16 protein-coding genes are annotated in these 15,188 nt (G+C 72.0%); 8 read left to right on the top strand and 8 right to left on the bottom strand.

Annotated elements, in window-relative coordinates; all coding sequences use genetic code 11:
• Nucleotides 1-99: 99 nt before the first annotated feature.
• The 3 genes from ABT160_RS33320 to ABT160_RS33310 all read right to left on the bottom strand — a co-directional run bounded on the left by ABT160_RS33320 (nucleotide 100) and on the right by ABT160_RS33310 (nucleotide 4,890).
• Nucleotides 100-783, bottom strand: coding sequence for a scabin-related ADP-ribosyltransferase (locus tag ABT160_RS33320; RefSeq protein WP_351651683.1), 684 nt, complete (start codon nucleotides 781-783; stop codon nucleotides 100-102).
• A gap of 2,456 nt (nucleotides 784-3,239) precedes the next feature.
• On the bottom strand, nucleotides 3,240-4,337 hold the full coding sequence (locus tag ABT160_RS33315; protein WP_351651682.1) for a magnesium and cobalt transport protein CorA: 1,098 nt from the start codon (nucleotides 4,335-4,337) through the stop codon (nucleotides 3,240-3,242).
• 112 nt (nucleotides 4,338-4,449) lie between these two features.
• On the bottom strand, nucleotides 4,450-4,890 hold the full coding sequence (locus ABT160_RS33310) for an SRPBCC family protein (RefSeq protein WP_351651681.1): 441 nt from the start codon (nucleotides 4,888-4,890) through the stop codon (nucleotides 4,450-4,452).
• Nucleotides 4,891-4,988: 98 nt separating this feature from the next.
• Here ABT160_RS33310 and ABT160_RS33305 point away from each other — a divergent pair, with 98 nt between their 5' ends.
• Complete coding sequence (locus ABT160_RS33305; RefSeq protein ID WP_351651680.1) at nucleotides 4,989-5,372, top strand: VOC family protein; 384 nt, start codon at nucleotides 4,989-4,991, stop codon at nucleotides 5,370-5,372.
• 77 nt (nucleotides 5,373-5,449) lie between these two features.
• Here ABT160_RS33305 and ABT160_RS33300 read toward each other — a convergent pair whose 3' ends face one another.
• A complete protein-coding gene (locus tag ABT160_RS33300; RefSeq protein WP_351651679.1) occupies nucleotides 5,450-6,061 on the bottom strand; it encodes a TetR/AcrR family transcriptional regulator in 612 nt (203 codons plus the stop codon).
• Between the two features lie 36 nt (nucleotides 6,062-6,097).
• On the opposite strand from ABT160_RS33300, the gene ABT160_RS33295 reads away from it, so the two are divergent.
• A complete protein-coding gene (locus tag ABT160_RS33295; RefSeq protein ID WP_351651678.1) occupies nucleotides 6,098-6,895 on the top strand; it encodes an alpha/beta fold hydrolase in 798 nt (265 codons plus the stop codon).
• A 133-nt stretch (nucleotides 6,896-7,028) separates the two neighbouring features.
• Nucleotides 7,029-7,931, top strand: a complete 903-nt coding sequence (locus ABT160_RS33290) for an NADP-dependent oxidoreductase (protein WP_351651677.1) — start codon at nucleotides 7,029-7,031, stop codon at nucleotides 7,929-7,931.
• 256 nt (nucleotides 7,932-8,187) lie between these two features.
• Here the strand turns inward: ABT160_RS33290 and ABT160_RS33285 are convergent, their stop codons facing one another.
• On the bottom strand, nucleotides 8,188-9,366 hold the full coding sequence (locus ABT160_RS33285) for a sulfite oxidase (RefSeq protein ID WP_351651676.1): 1,179 nt from the start codon (nucleotides 9,364-9,366) through the stop codon (nucleotides 8,188-8,190).
• 306 nt (nucleotides 9,367-9,672) lie between these two features.
• Between ABT160_RS33285 and ABT160_RS33280 the strand changes: the two genes are divergently transcribed.
• A complete protein-coding gene (locus ABT160_RS33280; protein WP_351651675.1) occupies nucleotides 9,673-10,026 on the top strand; it encodes an STAS domain-containing protein in 354 nt (117 codons plus the stop codon).
• A 114-nt stretch (nucleotides 10,027-10,140) separates the two neighbouring features.
• On the top strand, nucleotides 10,141-10,614 hold the full coding sequence (locus ABT160_RS33275; RefSeq protein ID WP_351651674.1) for an ATP-binding protein: 474 nt from the start codon (nucleotides 10,141-10,143) through the stop codon (nucleotides 10,612-10,614).
• A gap of 137 nt (nucleotides 10,615-10,751) precedes the next feature.
• On the opposite strand, the gene ABT160_RS33270 is transcribed toward ABT160_RS33275, so the two are convergent.
• Nucleotides 10,752-11,597 (bottom strand): RNA polymerase sigma factor SigF, encoded by an 846-nt coding sequence (locus ABT160_RS33270; protein ID WP_351651673.1) that lies wholly within the window; start codon nucleotides 11,595-11,597, stop codon nucleotides 10,752-10,754.
• Between the two features lie 234 nt (nucleotides 11,598-11,831).
• Between ABT160_RS33270 and ABT160_RS33265 the strand changes: the two genes are divergently transcribed.
• The gene (locus ABT160_RS33265; RefSeq protein ID WP_351651672.1) at nucleotides 11,832-12,023 is read left to right on the top strand and encodes a hypothetical protein; all 192 of its coding nucleotides are present in this window, start codon (nucleotides 11,832-11,834) and stop codon (nucleotides 12,021-12,023) included.
• Between the two features lie 53 nt (nucleotides 12,024-12,076).
• Here ABT160_RS33265 and ABT160_RS33260 read toward each other — a convergent pair whose 3' ends face one another.
• Nucleotides 12,077-12,754, bottom strand: a complete 678-nt coding sequence (locus ABT160_RS33260; RefSeq protein ID WP_351651671.1) for an alpha/beta hydrolase — start codon at nucleotides 12,752-12,754, stop codon at nucleotides 12,077-12,079.
• Between the two features lie 469 nt (nucleotides 12,755-13,223).
• Here ABT160_RS33260 and ABT160_RS33255 point away from each other — a divergent pair, with 469 nt between their 5' ends.
• Nucleotides 13,224-14,219 (top strand): D-alanyl-D-alanine carboxypeptidase family protein, encoded by a 996-nt coding sequence (locus ABT160_RS33255; RefSeq protein ID WP_351651670.1) that lies wholly within the window; start codon nucleotides 13,224-13,226, stop codon nucleotides 14,217-14,219.
• A 60-nt stretch (nucleotides 14,220-14,279) separates the two neighbouring features.
• Nucleotides 14,280-14,975, top strand: coding sequence for an adenosylcobinamide amidohydrolase (locus ABT160_RS33250; RefSeq protein WP_351651669.1), 696 nt, complete (start codon nucleotides 14,280-14,282; stop codon nucleotides 14,973-14,975).
• A gap of 18 nt (nucleotides 14,976-14,993) precedes the next feature.
• Here ABT160_RS33250 and ABT160_RS33245 read toward each other — a convergent pair whose 3' ends face one another.
• Entirely contained in the window at nucleotides 14,994-15,179 is a 186-nt protein-coding gene (locus tag ABT160_RS33245) for a hypothetical protein (protein WP_351651668.1), read from the bottom strand.
• Between the last annotated feature and the right edge of the window lie 9 nt (nucleotides 15,180-15,188).

The raw sequence follows: 15,188 nt of genomic DNA, 5'->3' as shown, positions 1-15,188 counted from the left end.
TTGCTCAGTTCATGCCGACGCACCATGCCAGGCCCCTGCCCGGAACAGCAGCAGATCCACCCTCCGGACAAGAGCCATCAGACACGCCCTAGCCCTTCTCTAGCCCTTGTAGTTCTTGTTCGGGATGTACTTGCCGAGGCTGCCGTCGGGCTTCACTTCCCACGCACCCTTGATGTACTCGGGTTTGATCCCGCCCGGGAACGCGATCTCACCCTCGTGTTCGTACGGACTGTCGTAGAAGCTCTCGTTGACGTCGATGCCGCCCGGGGCGTCGATGTCGTACACGTACTTCCCGCCCCACTTGGACGCGAAGTCGACGTTCGACGTGGTGCCGACGAAGACGGACGGCTCGTTCTCGTTGACGTAGCTGTCCAGGTCGGTGTTGTAGTCGTTCGGAGGCTTGAACCCCTCGTTGAAGACGACGTTGGGCGGGCGGTCGTCGTTGCGGAACAGCTGCTCGCGCGTGTCCCGCCACTTCACGTGGCCCTTGCCCTCGATGCTCTCCTCGATCGACTCGATGTCGACGTCGGGGTCGATCGCCACTTCCGGGTGGGGGTTGGGCGGCGGCCCGTGGCCGACGGTGTTGTCCCCGTGGTCGTCGTGGCCCATGTCGTTGTCGGTGTCGTCGTGCTCGCGGTCCATCTCGTCGGTGTTGTCGTCACCGCTGCGGTCCGGGCAGTCGCCGAAGGTGTCCATCGCCGCGTTCTCCGCATCCTGGTACGTGCCCATGCCGGAGAGGGCGACCCCGCTCGTCGACATCGCCGCGTTGGCCAGGTCCTGCATCGCCTGTTGCAGTCCCGACAGCGATTGGTCCCCGCCTCCCGAACCCTGGCCCCCGGTGGGCGCCGCGAGCGTGACGAGGCCGTGCGAGCCGTACGCGAGGACGGTCGTCCCGGAGCCGTAGACCGCCGAGCCCGCATGGCAGTCCTTCTTCGTGTCGTCCTTGTCCTTGTCCTTGTCCTTGTCGTCCGGGTCGGGGGACTCCTGACCGGAGGGCTGAGGGGTGGGCTCGCCGGAGGTGGAGCCGTTCGAGCCTCCGGAGGAGTTGCCACCGCTGGAGGAGCTGCCACCGCTGGATCCACCGGAGGAGCCCGAGCCGCCGGAGGAGCCCGAGCCGCCGGAGGAGCCCGAACCGCCGGACGAACCACCGGAGGCGCCGCCCGAGATCAGACCGCCGATGAGGCCGCCGCTCGAACCGCCCGAACCCCCGCTGGAGCCGCCACTGCTCCCGCCGCTCGACCCACTGCCGCTGCCACTCGCACCGCCGGAACCGGAACCGCCGGAACTCGAACCGGAACCGCCGGAGCCGGAGCCGGAGCCCGAACCAGAGCCCGATCCCGAGCCGGAACCTGACCCCGATCCCGATGAGCCGGATGCTCCGCCACTGCTCCCACCGGACGAACTGCCGCTTCCGCCGGTTCCGCCGCTGCCGTTGCTCCCACCGCTCGCGCCGCCGCTCCCGCTCCCATTGGCACCGCCGGACGAAGAACCGCCACTCGAACCGCCCGACCCGGAGCCGGAACCCGAGCCGGACCCGGACCCGGATACGGATCCACTCGCGCCCGAGGCCCCGCCGCTGCCGTTGCTCCCGCCGTGCGAACCGCCGGAGCCCGAGGCCGAGCCCGAACCGCTCGACCCACCGGACCCCGATCCCGACCCGGAGCCGGAGCCGTTCCCCGACCCTCCTACTACCGCCCCTCCACTGCTGTCGTCGCCCCCGTCCGTGCCGGAGGAACCCCCGGAGCCCGACCCGGAACCAGAACCAGAAATGGAGCCGGACCCGGATACGGACGCCGACCCCGACCCCGACGATCCGGATCCAGACCCCGAACCACCGGACCCGGACCCGCTTCCCGAACCAGACCCGCTCCCGGATCCGCTCCCACCAGCCCCCGCCCCACCCGAGTCCGTACCACCGTCGGCACCCCCGTCAACGCCCCCGTGAGCACCCCCACTGGAATCTCCCCCGGTCGCCCCCGCTCCACCGGACCGGTCCCCACCACTGTTCCCGGAAGCACCCGAGGTCCCCGAGGCACCCGAACTCCCCGAGTTCCCGTTGTCCCCGGAACTTCCACTCCCGCCGGAGGTCCCAGAGCTCCCCGAACCCCCTGAATTCCCCGAGGTACCCGAGGCACCGCCCGCCCCCGCGCCCCCGCTCGCTCCCCCGGTACCGCCGCTGTTCTCCCCGCTCCCTCCGCTGTTCCCGCTTCCCCCGCTGCCACCGCTTCCGCCACCGGACCGGCCCCCGGTCCCGCCGCCCACGCCCCCACCGCACGACGTACCGGTGATGTCGCACACCGCCTGGTCGAGCCCCCGGTTGATGCGGGCGGACATGCCGGCCGAGACGATCCCGAGGATGATCAGCACCACGACGACGATCAGTCCGAGGTACTCCACCGCCGTCTGGCCCCGCTCCCGCAGCCGCCGGCGCAGTCGCGCACCCGGGAACCGCGCGAGCTCGGGCAGCATCCGGAGGGACAGCGGTGGTACGTCGAACCACTCGCGGCACTCCGCCCGGCAGAGCAGCACCCCGCTCACCACCGGGATGAGCAACTGGCTCAGGCCGAGCACGGATCCGGAGAAGAGGTTCAGCACGCTGCCCGCGGCCAGCCACAGCTGCACCGCGAGGAGGGCGAACCACACCCACGGCCTGCGCACCGCCAGTCGGCGCACCAGGAACCCGGCGGCGGCACCGGGAGCGACCGCGTACAGGCACACACCGACCAGGGCGGCCGTCATCACGCCGGTGGCGAACCCCCCGACGACCACGCCCAAGGCGCCCACGACGGTGAAGCCGAACAGGGCGAACAACAGGATGCGCACGGCCCGCAGGGACTGCGGCAGGCCGTGCGCCATCTCGCCCTCGGAGAGCGGGCGTAACGGTAAGGCACCGGATGGCTGGGCACCACCGGTGGATGCTGGGAGACCGAGCCCGGACAAACGCCTCACCCTACTTCTGCGAACTTCCGCCATCTGCGTGCGAATCGGCCAGAACCCCGTGTCACAGCCCCATGTCACAGAAAGCGGGGGCGGTGACGGCCACACACCACAGCCGGCCGACCGCCCCTCTACGCGCACGTCCCCCGAGAGCGCTTTCACGCTATCGCGCGCCCCGGGGCCCACCGGGAGGGCCCACGGACCCACTCCGGGCCCAACCAGCCCTCGCCGAGGGCCCGTTCAGGTCAGGAACCTCGGGTGCCGCTCACCGCGAACCGATCGGCGCGCTCGTCCCCTCCGCCTCACAACCACCCGTTGCGCTTGAACCCGCGGTGGATGGCGAAGCACGCGATCGCGATGACGCCGACGACGAGCGGGTAGCCGAAGCGCCAGCGCAGTTCCGGCATGTGGTCGAAGTTCATGCCGTAGACGCCGCACACCATCGTGGGCACGGCGACGATGGCGGCCCACGCGGTGATCTTCCGCATGTCCTCGTTCTGCGCGACGGTGACCTGTGCGAGGTGGGCCTGGAGGATCGAGTCGAGCAGGGCGTCGAAGGAGGTGACCTGTTCCGTGACGCGGGTGAGGTGGTCGACGACGTCGCGGAAGTACGCCTGTATCTCCGGGCGGACCGCGCGCCTGGGCGCGCTGGCCAGCTGGGCGAGCGGTCGGGCCAGCGGGACCACGGCCCTCTTCAGTTCCAGGAGCTCCCGCTTGAGCTGATAGATGCGACCCACATCCGCATAGCGCGGGCTGCGTGGGGCGAAGACATCGCTCTCGACTTCGTCGATGTCGTCCTGCACGGCGTCCGCGACGGCCACGTAGTCGTCGACCACATGGTCGGCGATGGCGTGCAGGACGGCCGAAGGCCCCTTGGCGAGTTGCTCCGGCAGGGCCTCCAGGTCCTCGCGCACCGGACCGAGCGAGCCGTGGCGCCCGTGCCGCACGGTCACAACGAAGTCCGGTCCGGTGAAGACCATGATCTCCCCGGTGTTGACGACCTCGCTGGTGGCGGTGAGCCGGTCGTGCTCCACGTAGGCGACGGTCTTGAAGACGGCGAAGAGCACGTCGTCGTACTGCTCGACCTTGGGCCGCTGGTGGGCCTGGACCGCGTCCTCGACGGCCAGCGGGTGGAGGCCGAACAGCTCGGCGACACCGGCGAACTCGTCCTGCGTCGGCTCGTGGAGCCCGAGCCAGACGAAACCGCCGCGCTGTTTGCGCGCGTACCGCACGGCCTCCTCGACCGATCCGGTGCCGTGCTGACGGCATCCGTCGCGGTAGACGACGCAGTTGACCACGGTCGAGCCGAGCGGCGACCGCGCCGGGTGGCTCAGGTCGACGCGTCGGGGGCGGCGACGCGCCAGCCTCGCCACTTTCCGCAGGTTGCCGACCATCGACATACTGTTCCTCCTTCACCCGGGCCCGCACAGTGTGCCAAAGGAAGGCGCAGGGCCGGCCTCTTGGGCGGCCGGGGGCAGGCAACGCGGCTCCAGGAAAGACCCGTCGGCGGCCCTACCCGCGGGCCATCCTCCGCTCCAGCTCCGCCAGTCGGTAGTGCTGGACCTTGGTCGCCTGGCCGATGACGAGGCGGCGCAGGCCCTTCGGGTAGCTGACGGTCACCGCCTCGTTGACGTGCGTCCCCTCGCCCTCGGGGGTGAGGGTGACGTCCGCGACCAGCCGCACCCGGCCGGGGCTGTGGACGTCGCTCCGGAGCCGCCGGCCGGGTGCGGGGAACGTCATGGTGACCCGTATCGGGTTGTCCCAGCGCAGGGGCCCGAACCGGAAGCGCTCGACGGCGGTGTACCGGACGGCCTCGCCGGCGGCGTCGACGTCGCGTACGGCGACGATCAGCGGGGAGAGCCCGATGTAGCTCTCCGGGTCCGCGAGGTGGTCGAAGACCCGCGTCGGCGGAACGGGCACGGTGACGCTGTGGCTGAACTCCTCGGTGGGCACCGGGACATCATGCCGGACGGGTGCTCCGGCCCGTAACCATGATCACGAAAAGATCCGTGAGGTGGCGCGCGGCCCGTCGATGCGGCAGGCTCGCGCCCATGGTCTCAGTGGTGCAGAACGTGGCGGTCGACTGTGCGGATGCCTATGGGCTGGCCCGGTTCTGGAGCGAGGTGACCGGACAGCCGCTGCACCCGGACGACAGGCCCGGCGACGCCGAGGTGCAGGTGCTGCTGGCGGAGGGGTTGGTGCTGTACTTCAACCAGGTGCCCGAGCCCAAGACCAGCAAGAACCGCCTCCACCTGTGCCTGCGCCCGGAGACCTCGCGGGACCAGGAGGTGGAGCGGCTGCTGGGACTCGGTGCGTCCCTCGTCGGCGACCACCGCAACCCGGACGGCACGGGATGGGCGGTGCTGGCCGATCCGGAGGGCAATGAGTTCTGCGTCCTGCGCAGCGACTCGGACCGCGCCGCCGCGTCCTCCTGACCGCGCTCCGGTCCCACCGGCGGGGTCGGGGGCCTGCTCCGTGCGTCTCGGAGGCCCACCCCGTACATCACGACACATCACGGCGTGATGTGCTGCCCGATCACTTCGTGCGCGAGTCGCGCCGTGGCCATCAACTCACCTTGGTCCGCGCCGAGGTTCGACTGCACCGACAGTCCGTGGACGACCGCCTGGACGACCCCCGTCAGCGCGTCGACGTCCGTCCCCTCCGTCAACTCCCCCGCCGCATCGGCCTGCTGGACTCGGGCGCGAAGAGCCCGTTCGTTCCAGCCGTGCAGTTCCTCGAAGTAGGCGGTGGTGTCGAGCGTGCCGGTGCTGTCCGTCATCGCCGCGCTGCTGAGCAGGCAGCCCGGATGCGTGTCGGCGGGCCGGGTGTACTCGCGCACCGATTCCACGAGGATCCGCTCGACCACGGACCGCAGGTCCGGCTCCTTCACGGCCTCCCGGTAGATCTCGCGGTAGCGCTCGGCGTAGGTCCGCACCGCCTCCTCGAAGAGTCCGGCCTTGCTCCCGAAGGCGGCGTACAGGCTGGAGGTGGACAGCCCGAGCGCCGAGGTGAGGTCGCGCGTGGACGTGCCGGAGTAGCCGCGGCGCCAGAAGAGGCGGGCGGCGTCGAGGAGGGCTCGGTCGCGGTCGAAGGAACGCGGACGGCCACGCGTGGGCTGGGTCACCCTTGCATTGTAGAGCGTTCGCTCCATAATAGATTTATGGAGCGAACGATCCAGAAGACCATTCCCGTCGCCGACGACTCATGGGTCACGATCGACGTGTACGGAGATCCCGACGCCCCCGGGATCGTCGTCGTCCCCGGCGCGATGAGCGACGCCCACACCTGGCGGCACGTGGCGACCGCCCTCGACGCCTGGCCCTCCGTGTCGGTCGTCAACCGGCGCGGACGCACCCCCTCCGGCCCGTTGACCGCCGCCTACACGCTGCACGCCGAAGTGGCGGACCTCAACACCGTGCTCGACCAACTCCCCTCCCCCAGCGCCCTCTTCGGCTGGAGCTACGGCGGCCTGATAGCCCTGCTCGCCACCAACGACCGCCCGGTCCCTCACCTCATCGCCTACGAACCGGTGATGCGCCCGTTCGCGGCCGACGTCCTCCCCGCGCTCAAAGCCGCCACGGACGCCGGTGACTGGGACGGCGTCGTCGCCCTCGTGAACCAGCGGGTCTCCGGCTTCGACGCCGCCCACGTCGAGGCCCTGCGCGCCGACGCGCCCACCTGGTCCGCCCTGCGGGAGCTCGGCAAGCCCGCCCACGCCGAGCTGGCCGCCCTCAACGCCGTCGACCTCCCCGGGGAACTCGCCCTGCGGGCCTCCCGCGTCGACCTGGTCGTCGGCGAGCGCAACCAGGGCCGAGCCCCCTACGGAACCTCCTTCGACGACGTACGCCGCCACGTCACCGCCCGCGCCGGCATCCACGTACTCCCCGGTCAGGGCCACCTGGCCCACATCGAGGACCCGGCCGGCCTCGGCAGCCTGGTCAGCGGCCTCGTCCGCTGACGCTCGCCACCCTCCCCATGGCGTGTGCTTCGCCCCGCCGGTAGCGGTGTTCCGTACGGTGTGCGCAGCGTGCGGCGCTCCCCGCCGACCGCGCCGTACCGGCGCCGCACCCGCGAGCAGATCGGAGCGAAGCATGAAGGCAGCCCTCTTCCGCCGGTTCGGAGGTCCCGAGGTCCTGGAGGTCGCCGACCTGCCCGACCCGCACCCGGGCCCCGGACAGGTCCGGATCGCCGTGCGCGCGGCCGGGGTGAACGCGAGCGACTGGAAGAAGCGCGCCGGGCAGATGGACGAGCAACTCCCCCAGACCCTGGGCTACGAGGCGGCCGGCGTCGTCGACGAGGTCGGCGAGGGCGTGACGGACGTGTCGGTCGGGGACCCGGTGTTCGGCTTCGACACCGAGGGCGCCGCCCAGGCGGAACTGGCGGTGCTCTCCTTCTACGCACCCGTCCCGCCGTCCCTGGACTTCGCGGGCGCCGCCGCGCTGCCCGCCGTCACCGAGACGGCGATGCGGGCCCTGGACCAGCTCGGTGTCGCGGAGGGCCACACCCTGCTGGTCAACGGCGCCTCGGGCAGCGTGGGCAGCTCGGCGGTCCAGTTCGCCGTGGCGCGCGGGGCACGGGTGATCGGCACGGCGAGCCCGGCCAACCACGACTACCTGCGCTCACTGGGCGCCGAGCCCGTCGCGTACGGGGACGGCATGGCCGCGCGCGTGCGCGCCCTGCGCCCCGAGGGCGTCGACCTGGCGCTCGACGTCGCCGGAAGCGGTGTGCTGCCGGAACTGGTCGATCTGGCGGGCGGCCCCCAACACGTGCTGACGGTGGCCGACTTCACGGGGGCGCAGCGACACGGGGTCCGCTTCAGCCGGGGCGACTCCGGACGCGCGGTGCACGTGCTCGGCGAGATCGGCGCACTGATCGAGGCGGGCCGCTTCGCCCTCCCGGTCGGGCGGACCTTCCCGCTCGGCGACATCGCGGAGGCGCAACGGGCCGGCGAGTCGGGCGGCGTACGCGGGAAGATCGTCCTGCTCGTGGGGTGAGAGGGAGCCGGGCCACCGGACTCGCTGCGGTGGCCCGGCCTGACGGCCGGGGCCAGTTCACCTGACTGCGGCCGTCAGCTGTCAGCTGACAGCTGTCGTCTGTCGTCTGTCGTCTGTCGTCTGTCGTCTGTCGTCTGTCGTCTGTTGTCTGACAGCTGATGCCCGTCATCCGTCATCCGTCATCCGTCATCCGTCATCCGTCATCCGTCATCCGTCATCCGTCATCCGTCATCCGTCATCCGTCATCCGTCATCCGTCAGACCACGGTCACCGCATGCCTTACCACCGCGTCAAACAAGTACCCCTGCGTGTTGTGAACCGTCCGCTCCGGCTGTGTCCGGCCCGAAGCATCCGTCGTGCGGGACAGCAGCGTCACGGGGCCGGTCCGACGCGGATGCCACGGGGTGGTGAAGCGGACCCAGCCGCCGCGTCGGGGCGCGTCGAGCAGTTCGGCGCGGCGCCAGCGCGTTCCGCCGTCGGTGCTGACGTCGACGCGGTGCACGGGGGCGTACGCGGACCAGGCGCGGCCCGTGAGCCGGTGCGTGGCCCCCGCGTCCAGCACCGCCCCGTACGGCAGGTGGAATCCGCTCTTCAGCGTCTGACGGGTCAGCGGTTCGCTGCCGCCGGGCGGGTAGGCCGCACCGAACAGCCGGTAGTAGTCCGTCGTCCACGGCGATGCGAGGGGGCTGGCGGAGACCTGGAGGTCGCCCAGCCACTTCACGGACGCGATGCCGATCCAGGAGGGCGCGATCACCCGGACCGGGTGGCCGTGGTCGTACGGGAGGGGTTCGCCGTTCATCTCGTACGCGAGGATGACGTCGTCGAGGGCCTTCGCCGCAGGCAGGGGCCTGCGCACCCGGCCGAGGTTGACGCCGCCGGTGACGTACTCGTCGTCGAGTCCGCGCGGCATCACCGCGACGGCGTCGGAGGCGATCCCCGCCCGGTGCAGCACGTCTCGCAGCCGTACCCCGCGCCAGCGTGCCGCGCCGATCGCGCCGTACGTCCAGGAGGTGCCGGTGACGGTCTCGCCCTGTTGCGCCGTGAACAGGCTGCGGCCGTTGCCCGCGCACTCCAGGACGGCGGTCCGCGTGACCGAGGGCAGGCTGCGCAGCTGGCCGTACGTGAACGTCACCGGTGAGCGGCGGTGCAGCCCGTCGCCCCAGACGGTGAGCTTCCAGTCCGAAGCGTCGAGGCGGGGCGTGGTGGTGTGGTTGCGGACGAAGAAGCGGTCGGCCGGGGTGAGCGGTCCGGTGTCGGCGAGCGCGGCGAAGTTCGCCTCGGCGTTGGTCCCGCGCACGGTGAAGTACTCGCCGGGCAGCGGCTTGACGATGCCCGGAGCGGTGGGTGCGTCGGCGAACGCCTTCCGCGCGAGCGGTAGTTGGGAGAGGACGGGGGCGACTGCGGCGGCCTTGAGCAGGGTACGGCGGGTAGGCATGCGCGGGGGCTCCTCGGCAGGGGGTTACGAGGTACGGGGGCATGGCGGGGGCGCCGGAGGCGGCGCGGGGCGTCAGCGGTGACAGTGCCGACGGCGACAACGACAGCGACAACAGGGGACGGGCACGGCGGCGCTGAGCGCCGTCCTGTGCGGTCCGTTGTCGGTCATGACGGTGATCCTAGAGGGTGCGAACCCCTGTGCTGAAGAGCCGCCGGTGTACTGAAGACCCGCCGGATCCGGCGCTCCTGGGGTGCTTCCTCGCCACCCTGGCTGACAGCGGGCGGTTGAAGATGTGAGGATGTCGCCATGCGAGCGGCTCCCGAGAGGAAAGTGCACGTCACCCGTCACGAGAAGGTCTTCTTGATCACGGTGAGCGGTGAGACGGACTACGACGACGGTTCCGAGTTCGACGCCGCGTGGGGCGCGGCCGACCGCGCCGCGCTGCCCACCACCGAGGTGGACCTGTCGCGCGTCACCTTCGCGGACAGCATGCTCCTCAACGCACTGCTCGACGGGCTGCGCCGCCACGAGGAGGGCGGCCGGACGCTCGTCCTGGTGGGGCCGCTGACGGAGGCGGTGGACAGGCTGCTGACCGTCAGCGGCACGCGCGAGCTCTTCACGGTCACCCGAACCGGCACCGGACCCTCACAGGTGAGTTGACGGCGACGCTTCATGAGAGTGGAGACAGGGGGTAGGCGCCATACCAGTGCGCAGACCCGCGTGATCGCGCCTCGCGTGTTCACGAGACGAGCAACAACTCACAGGAACGGTCCCATGGTCATCCCGCGCAGGAACCAGGCCCCGGGTGGACAAGAGCCGACCCCGCCCCTGCGGTACTCCACCGCCTGGGAAGAGGAGCACGCGCCGATCGCCGAGGCCCGCAAGGCGGTACGCGCGCTGCTCGCCCGGGCCGGTCACCTGCCCGAGCACCGGGTGAGCCAGGACGCGCAGCTCGTGGTCAGCGAGCTGGTCACCAACGCGCACCGGCACGCGCCGGGACCGGGCGGGATCGAGCTGGAGGTGCTCCCCGACTCGGCGCTGCTGCGCATCGTCGTACGGGACAGCTCCCCGGCCCCGCTGGCGCCCCGGGCGCATGACGCGCGGCGCATTGGCGGGCACGGCCTGAACCTGGTCAACCGGCTGTGCACGCAGTTGCAGACCACCGTACTGGAGACGGGCAAGCAGGTGGTGGCCCACCTGCACCTGCGTACGGCCCCGCCCGAGCAGGGGCTCCCGCCCGTCGGCTAGGCCGGGACCTCCACCTGCCGGCCAGGCCGCGGTTTCCGCCCGCCGGCCGGCACGACGCGCGTGTCCGCGCGGTCACCGGTCACGACCGCCGGGCCCCCGCCGCCGGTCACCGGTCACGACCGGGCCCGCGCCGCCGGTCACCGCGTGACGAGCATGCCCTCGCGGAGCCGGTTCAGGGTGCGGGTGAGCAGCCGCGAGACCTGCATCTGGGAGATGCCGAGGTGGGCGCCGATCTGGGACTGCGTCAGCTCGTCCACGAACCGCATGTGGATCAGGCAGCGCTCGCGCTCGCCGAGTTCGGCGATCAGCGGGGCGAGGGCGTGGAAGTCCTCGACGAGTCCGAGTGCCTCGTCCTCGACGCCGATGAAGTCCTGCAGGGCGGCCTCGCCGTCGTCGCCCGAGCTCATCGCGGCGTCCAGCGAGTGGGAGTTGTAGCCGTTGGAGGCGAGCTGGGCCTCGCGGACCTCGTCCTCGGCCAGGCTCATCAGCTCGGAGAGCTCCTTGACGGAGGGGGTGCGGCCCAGGCGGCTGCGGAGCTCCTCGGTGGCCTTGGCCAGTTCGACGCGGGCTTCCTGGAGGCGGCGCGGCACGTGCACGGCCCAGGTGGTGTCGCGGAAGAAGCGCTTGATCTCGCCGACGATGTACGGGATGGCGAAGGTGGTGAACTCGACCTCGCGGGTCAGCTCGAACCGGTCGATCGCCTTGATGAGGCCGATCATGCCGACCTGGACGATGTCGTCCATCTCCTCGGGTCCGCGGCTGCGGAAGCGTCCCGCGGCGTAGCGGACGAGGGACATGTTCATCTCGATGAGCGTGTTGCGGGCGTAGCTGTACTCGGGCGTGCCCTCTTCGAGCCGTCCGAGGCGGTCGAAGAACACCTTCGACAGCTCACGGGCGTCCTTCGGTGCCACCTGGGACGGATCCTCGACCTCGGGCAGCGTTCTGCCCCGCGTGTGGACCGCCGTCGCGCCGATGAGCGCCATGTCGTTACCCCTCCCGGTTCCGGACTCGACCTTCGTCGTCCGCCGTGCGCGTGGCACAACGGCTGACGCCGCCGCGTCTACCCCTGGATTCCGCATCTACACCCTCACCACACGAACATGCGAGAAACGTGTCCGTTGTGACGCACCGTACGCGGTGAGGGTGTAGTGGCAGGGCGCGGGGCGCACTGCCATGATCGTCGGGCAGCAGTCGCCGAGACAGCAGGGAGACGGGACATGACCGCCAGCGACGAGGGCCAGTGGTACTACAACGTGAAGACGCGCAGCGTCGAGCAGGGCACCCAGAGCTCGCAGGCGGACCGGATGGGTCCGTACGCGACGCGCGAGGAGGCCGAGCGGGCCATCGAGACCGCGGAGAAGCGCAACGAGGACTGGAACGAGGACCCGCGCTGGAACGACGACAAGTAGACAAGTCGTCGACGAGTACGCGTAGGGGCCGCGAGTACGCGTAGGGACCGCCTTCAGCGGGGCGGGTCCCCGGCTGGTGGTCCGGCTTCGGCGAGGAAGTCCCTGACGGCCTCGGCCGCCGTCGTGTGCCAGTGGGCGGCGTCGCGCAGCATCGCGTGGTCGCCGCCGGGCACCCGCACCGTCCGGGCCCGTGCGCCGGCGGTGCGGGCGCGGCGTACGAGGTCGGCCGAGGCCGTGGGGTCGGTGATGCGGTCCCGGTCGCCGTGCAGGACGAGGACGCCCTTGCCGCGCAGTTGCGCGACGGGTTCCCCGTCGGGGCACCAGGGCGCGAGGGCGACGACGCCGGCGACCTGGGGTGCGTCGGCGGCGCGCAGGGCGGCCCGTCCTCCCATCGAGTGGCCCACCAGGACGGTGGGCACGGGTCCGAAGCGGCGGGAGAGCTCTTCCAGCGCGCGGCGGGTGTCGCGCAGGGCGTCGGCGTCGCCGCCGTTCCACCCCCTGAGGCGGTAGCGGACCGTCGCGAGGAGCACGTCGTCGGCGGTCGTGCGGGCGGCGGCCCGGACGAAGGGCCGCATGCGCAGGGCCGCGAGGTGCCAGGGGCGTGAGGGTGCGTGGCTGTCCGCCCGGCCGCCGTGGAGGAAGAGGACGGCGGCGCGCGGGGTGGGCGCTCCCCGGCGGTGGACGGTGAGCGCGCCGGGCGCGGGGGGTGCGGGTTCGTGCCTCGTCGTCATGGCCCTCCTGGTCCGCCGCCTGGCCGCGGCCTTCCTCGTGTGACGTGATTCGGAGCGGCCGGGGGCCCGGATTGGTCCGAGCGGGGCGCCGGGGGCGGCCGGCCATTCCCGGGGCCGGTGTGGAGCGTATGGGCGGTGCGATTCCCGTGGGTGATGTGGTGCGCTCGCATGGGTACCTGCGCTTTCTTCTGCGATTCATGCGTTTCCGATCGGATTCGCACGTTCCCGATCGGCTGGTGACCGGAGGGGTACGGCGACTGGTGACCGGAGAGGTACGTCGACGTGCTCGCCGAAGGCGGCGGTGCCCCGTCTCTCCCCCTCGGCCCAGGCCCTCTGCCGTTGGTCGGAGCCCCGGTTTCGTCCCCCGGGCTGACCCCCGGGCGCTTCTCGCCTCCGAGACTGGATGCAGGGGCCCGAACGCCGTCGGCGGGCCGGTCCCGACTCCCCTCCGCAGCCCTTGGAGAACGCCATGCCGAACCGCGCCCGACTGAGCAAGATCGCCACCTTCCCTCAGCGCGGCCTGGTCGCCGCGGGCCGTTACGCGGACGCCGCCGTCGCCCGGGCCCACCGCCTCGGTTCGCCGGACGTGCTGCCCTGGCCGCACGAGGGGCAGGCCTGCGTCGAGGTCGTCGGGCTCGGCGGCCTGGGCTCCTCGGGGGACCGGACGCCGGTGCCCATCGCCAGCATCACCAAGGTCATGACCGCGCTCGTGGTGCTCCGGCAGCATCCGCTGCGGCCGCTGGAGCAGGGCCCGCTGGTCCGCGTCGACGCGGACGCGGCCCGCGAGTCGTCGTCGGCGATCGAGTCGGTGGTGCCGCTGGAGGAGGGGCAGAGTTTCCCGCTGCGGCGGATGCTGGAGTTCCTGCTCGTGCCCTCGGGCAACAACGTGGCGCGGCTGCTCGCCCGCTGGTCCGCGGGGTCCGAGGCCGCCTTCGTCGCGCTGATGAACCGTACGGCCGCCGACCTCGGCATGACCAGCACCACCTACACCGGCTCGTGCGGGATGGACCTGGGCAACCGCAGTACCGCGTCGGACCTGCTGAAGCTGGCGCACGCGGTGATGACGGACCGGGTCATCAGCGCCATCGTCGGCACCTCCGAGGTGGTCCTGTCCACCGGCGAGCCCGGGTTCACCACCAACCGCCTGCTCGGCCGCCACGGCGTGGTCGGTCTGAAGACCGGTACGACCACCCCGGCGGGCGGGAACGTGCTGTGGGCCGTGAACACCGAGGTCCACGGCACCCGTTACCTGGTCCTCGGGGCCGTACTCGCCCAGCGCACGGGCCACTCCCCCGTCCGCGGCCGGGCCGCGGTGTGGGCGCACACCGAGCGCATGGTGAAGGCGGTCCCGCCGGCCCTCGCCACCCTCCTGGCCCCGCCCGCGCCCGGCCGCCCCGCCGTCCCGGCGCAGGGCTCCGCGACACACGAGTCCGGTACCGCGCCCGCGCCCGCCGCGGCCGCCTGAGCGCGCGTCGGCGCCCCCGTTAGGATCGCCCGGTCATCCGTCGACCGAGGAGAGACCCCGGTGAGCGCCGCCGTTCCGTCACCCCGCACCGCCGCAGGTCCGCTCCCGACGGGTCCGCTCCGGATAGAGGCCCTCACGCGGATCGAGGACGGCGAGGTGCTGCCCGCGCACCTGTGGCGGGCCGGCACCGGCTGGCGGATGGTCAGCAGCGCGGTCCTCGGCGGGGGTGTCGGCGCCCGCGAGTGGGTCCTCAACGCGCAGGTGTCGCACGGCTACCGGCGCACCGATCCCGCCCGGCACCTGGCCCGCCTGGCGGCGGCCGCGGGTGCGACCGGGCCCGGGGTGGGCCTGATGACGGCCGCGGACATCACGGCGTACGGCCGGAGCGGAGACGGCGGTGTCGAGGTCGTGGCCACGGCGGGGCTCGGCGTGCGCGGCTGGGCGGCCTCACCTGCCGAGGGGTCGGCGGCGCCGACGCGGCCGGGCACGGTGAACATCGTGGTCGCCCTGCCGGTGGCACTGACCGACGGGGCGCTGGTCAACGCGGTCGCCACCGCCACCGAGGCGAAGGTGCAGGCCCTGCTCGACAGCGGCTACGACTGCTCGGGGACGCCGACCGACGCGGTGTGCGTGGCGGCGCGAACTCCGTTGCCCGGTACGGGAGTCGAGGCCTTCGCGGGCCCTCGTTCGACGTGGGGCGCCCGGCTCGCGCGCGCCGTCCACGGTGCCGTACGGGCCGCCGCGCCGATCCTCTGACGAGCGGTCCGGCGGGTGTCACATGTGGTTCTGGAACCAGACGACGAAGAGGCTGACGGCTCCGGATCCGGCGCTGTAGGCGGCGCCGCGCAGCATCTGGTGACAGACCGCGCGCCCGTGCCTGCGGCTCCACTGGCGCAGCGATGCGCGCAGCGCGGCCGGCAGTGCGGTGAGCGACGGACGCTTGTTGCTGGGCTGGTGCAAAATGGCATC

Origin of the sequence: Streptomyces sp. NPDC001941 (assembly GCF_040296945.1) — a bacterium.
In the GTDB taxonomy this organism is placed as follows: domain Bacteria; phylum Actinomycetota; class Actinomycetes; order Streptomycetales; family Streptomycetaceae; genus Streptomyces.
Note: the sequence above shows the minus strand (reverse complement) of the source record. Positions and strands in the feature narration are given on the sequence as shown.

Bases quoted from the DNA above. Each gene is read 5' to 3' on its own strand.
- ABT160_RS33275 (WP_351651674.1), top strand. From the start codon at position 10,141: ATGGTCATCCCGCGCAGGAACCAGGCCCCGGGTGGACAAGAGCCGACC.
- ABT160_RS33285 (WP_351651676.1), bottom strand. From the start codon at position 9,366: ATGCCTACCCGCCGTACCCTGCTCAAGGCCGCCGCAGTCGCCCCCGTC.
- ABT160_RS33290 (WP_351651677.1), top strand. From the start codon at position 7,029: ATGAAGGCAGCCCTCTTCCGCCGGTTCGGAGGTCCCGAGGTCCTGGAG.
- ABT160_RS33295 (WP_351651678.1), top strand. From the start codon at position 6,098: ATGGAGCGAACGATCCAGAAGACCATTCCCGTCGCCGACGACTCATGG.
- ABT160_RS33280 (WP_351651675.1), top strand. From the start codon at position 9,673: ATGCGAGCGGCTCCCGAGAGGAAAGTGCACGTCACCCGTCACGAGAAG.
- ABT160_RS33305 (WP_351651680.1), top strand. From the start codon at position 4,989: ATGGTCTCAGTGGTGCAGAACGTGGCGGTCGACTGTGCGGATGCCTAT.
- ABT160_RS33315 (WP_351651682.1), bottom strand. From the start codon at position 4,337: ATGTCGATGGTCGGCAACCTGCGGAAAGTGGCGAGGCTGGCGCGTCGC.
- ABT160_RS33270 (WP_351651673.1), bottom strand. From the start codon at position 11,597: ATGGCGCTCATCGGCGCGACGGCGGTCCACACGCGGGGCAGAACGCTG.
- ABT160_RS33255 (WP_351651670.1), top strand. From the start codon at position 13,224: ATGCCGAACCGCGCCCGACTGAGCAAGATCGCCACCTTCCCTCAGCGC.
- ABT160_RS33260 (WP_351651671.1), bottom strand. From the start codon at position 12,754: ATGACGACGAGGCACGAACCCGCACCCCCCGCGCCCGGCGCGCTCACC.
- ABT160_RS33320 (WP_351651683.1), bottom strand. From the start codon at position 783: ATGCAGGACCTGGCCAACGCGGCGATGTCGACGAGCGGGGTCGCCCTC.
- ABT160_RS33265 (WP_351651672.1), top strand. From the start codon at position 11,832: ATGACCGCCAGCGACGAGGGCCAGTGGTACTACAACGTGAAGACGCGC.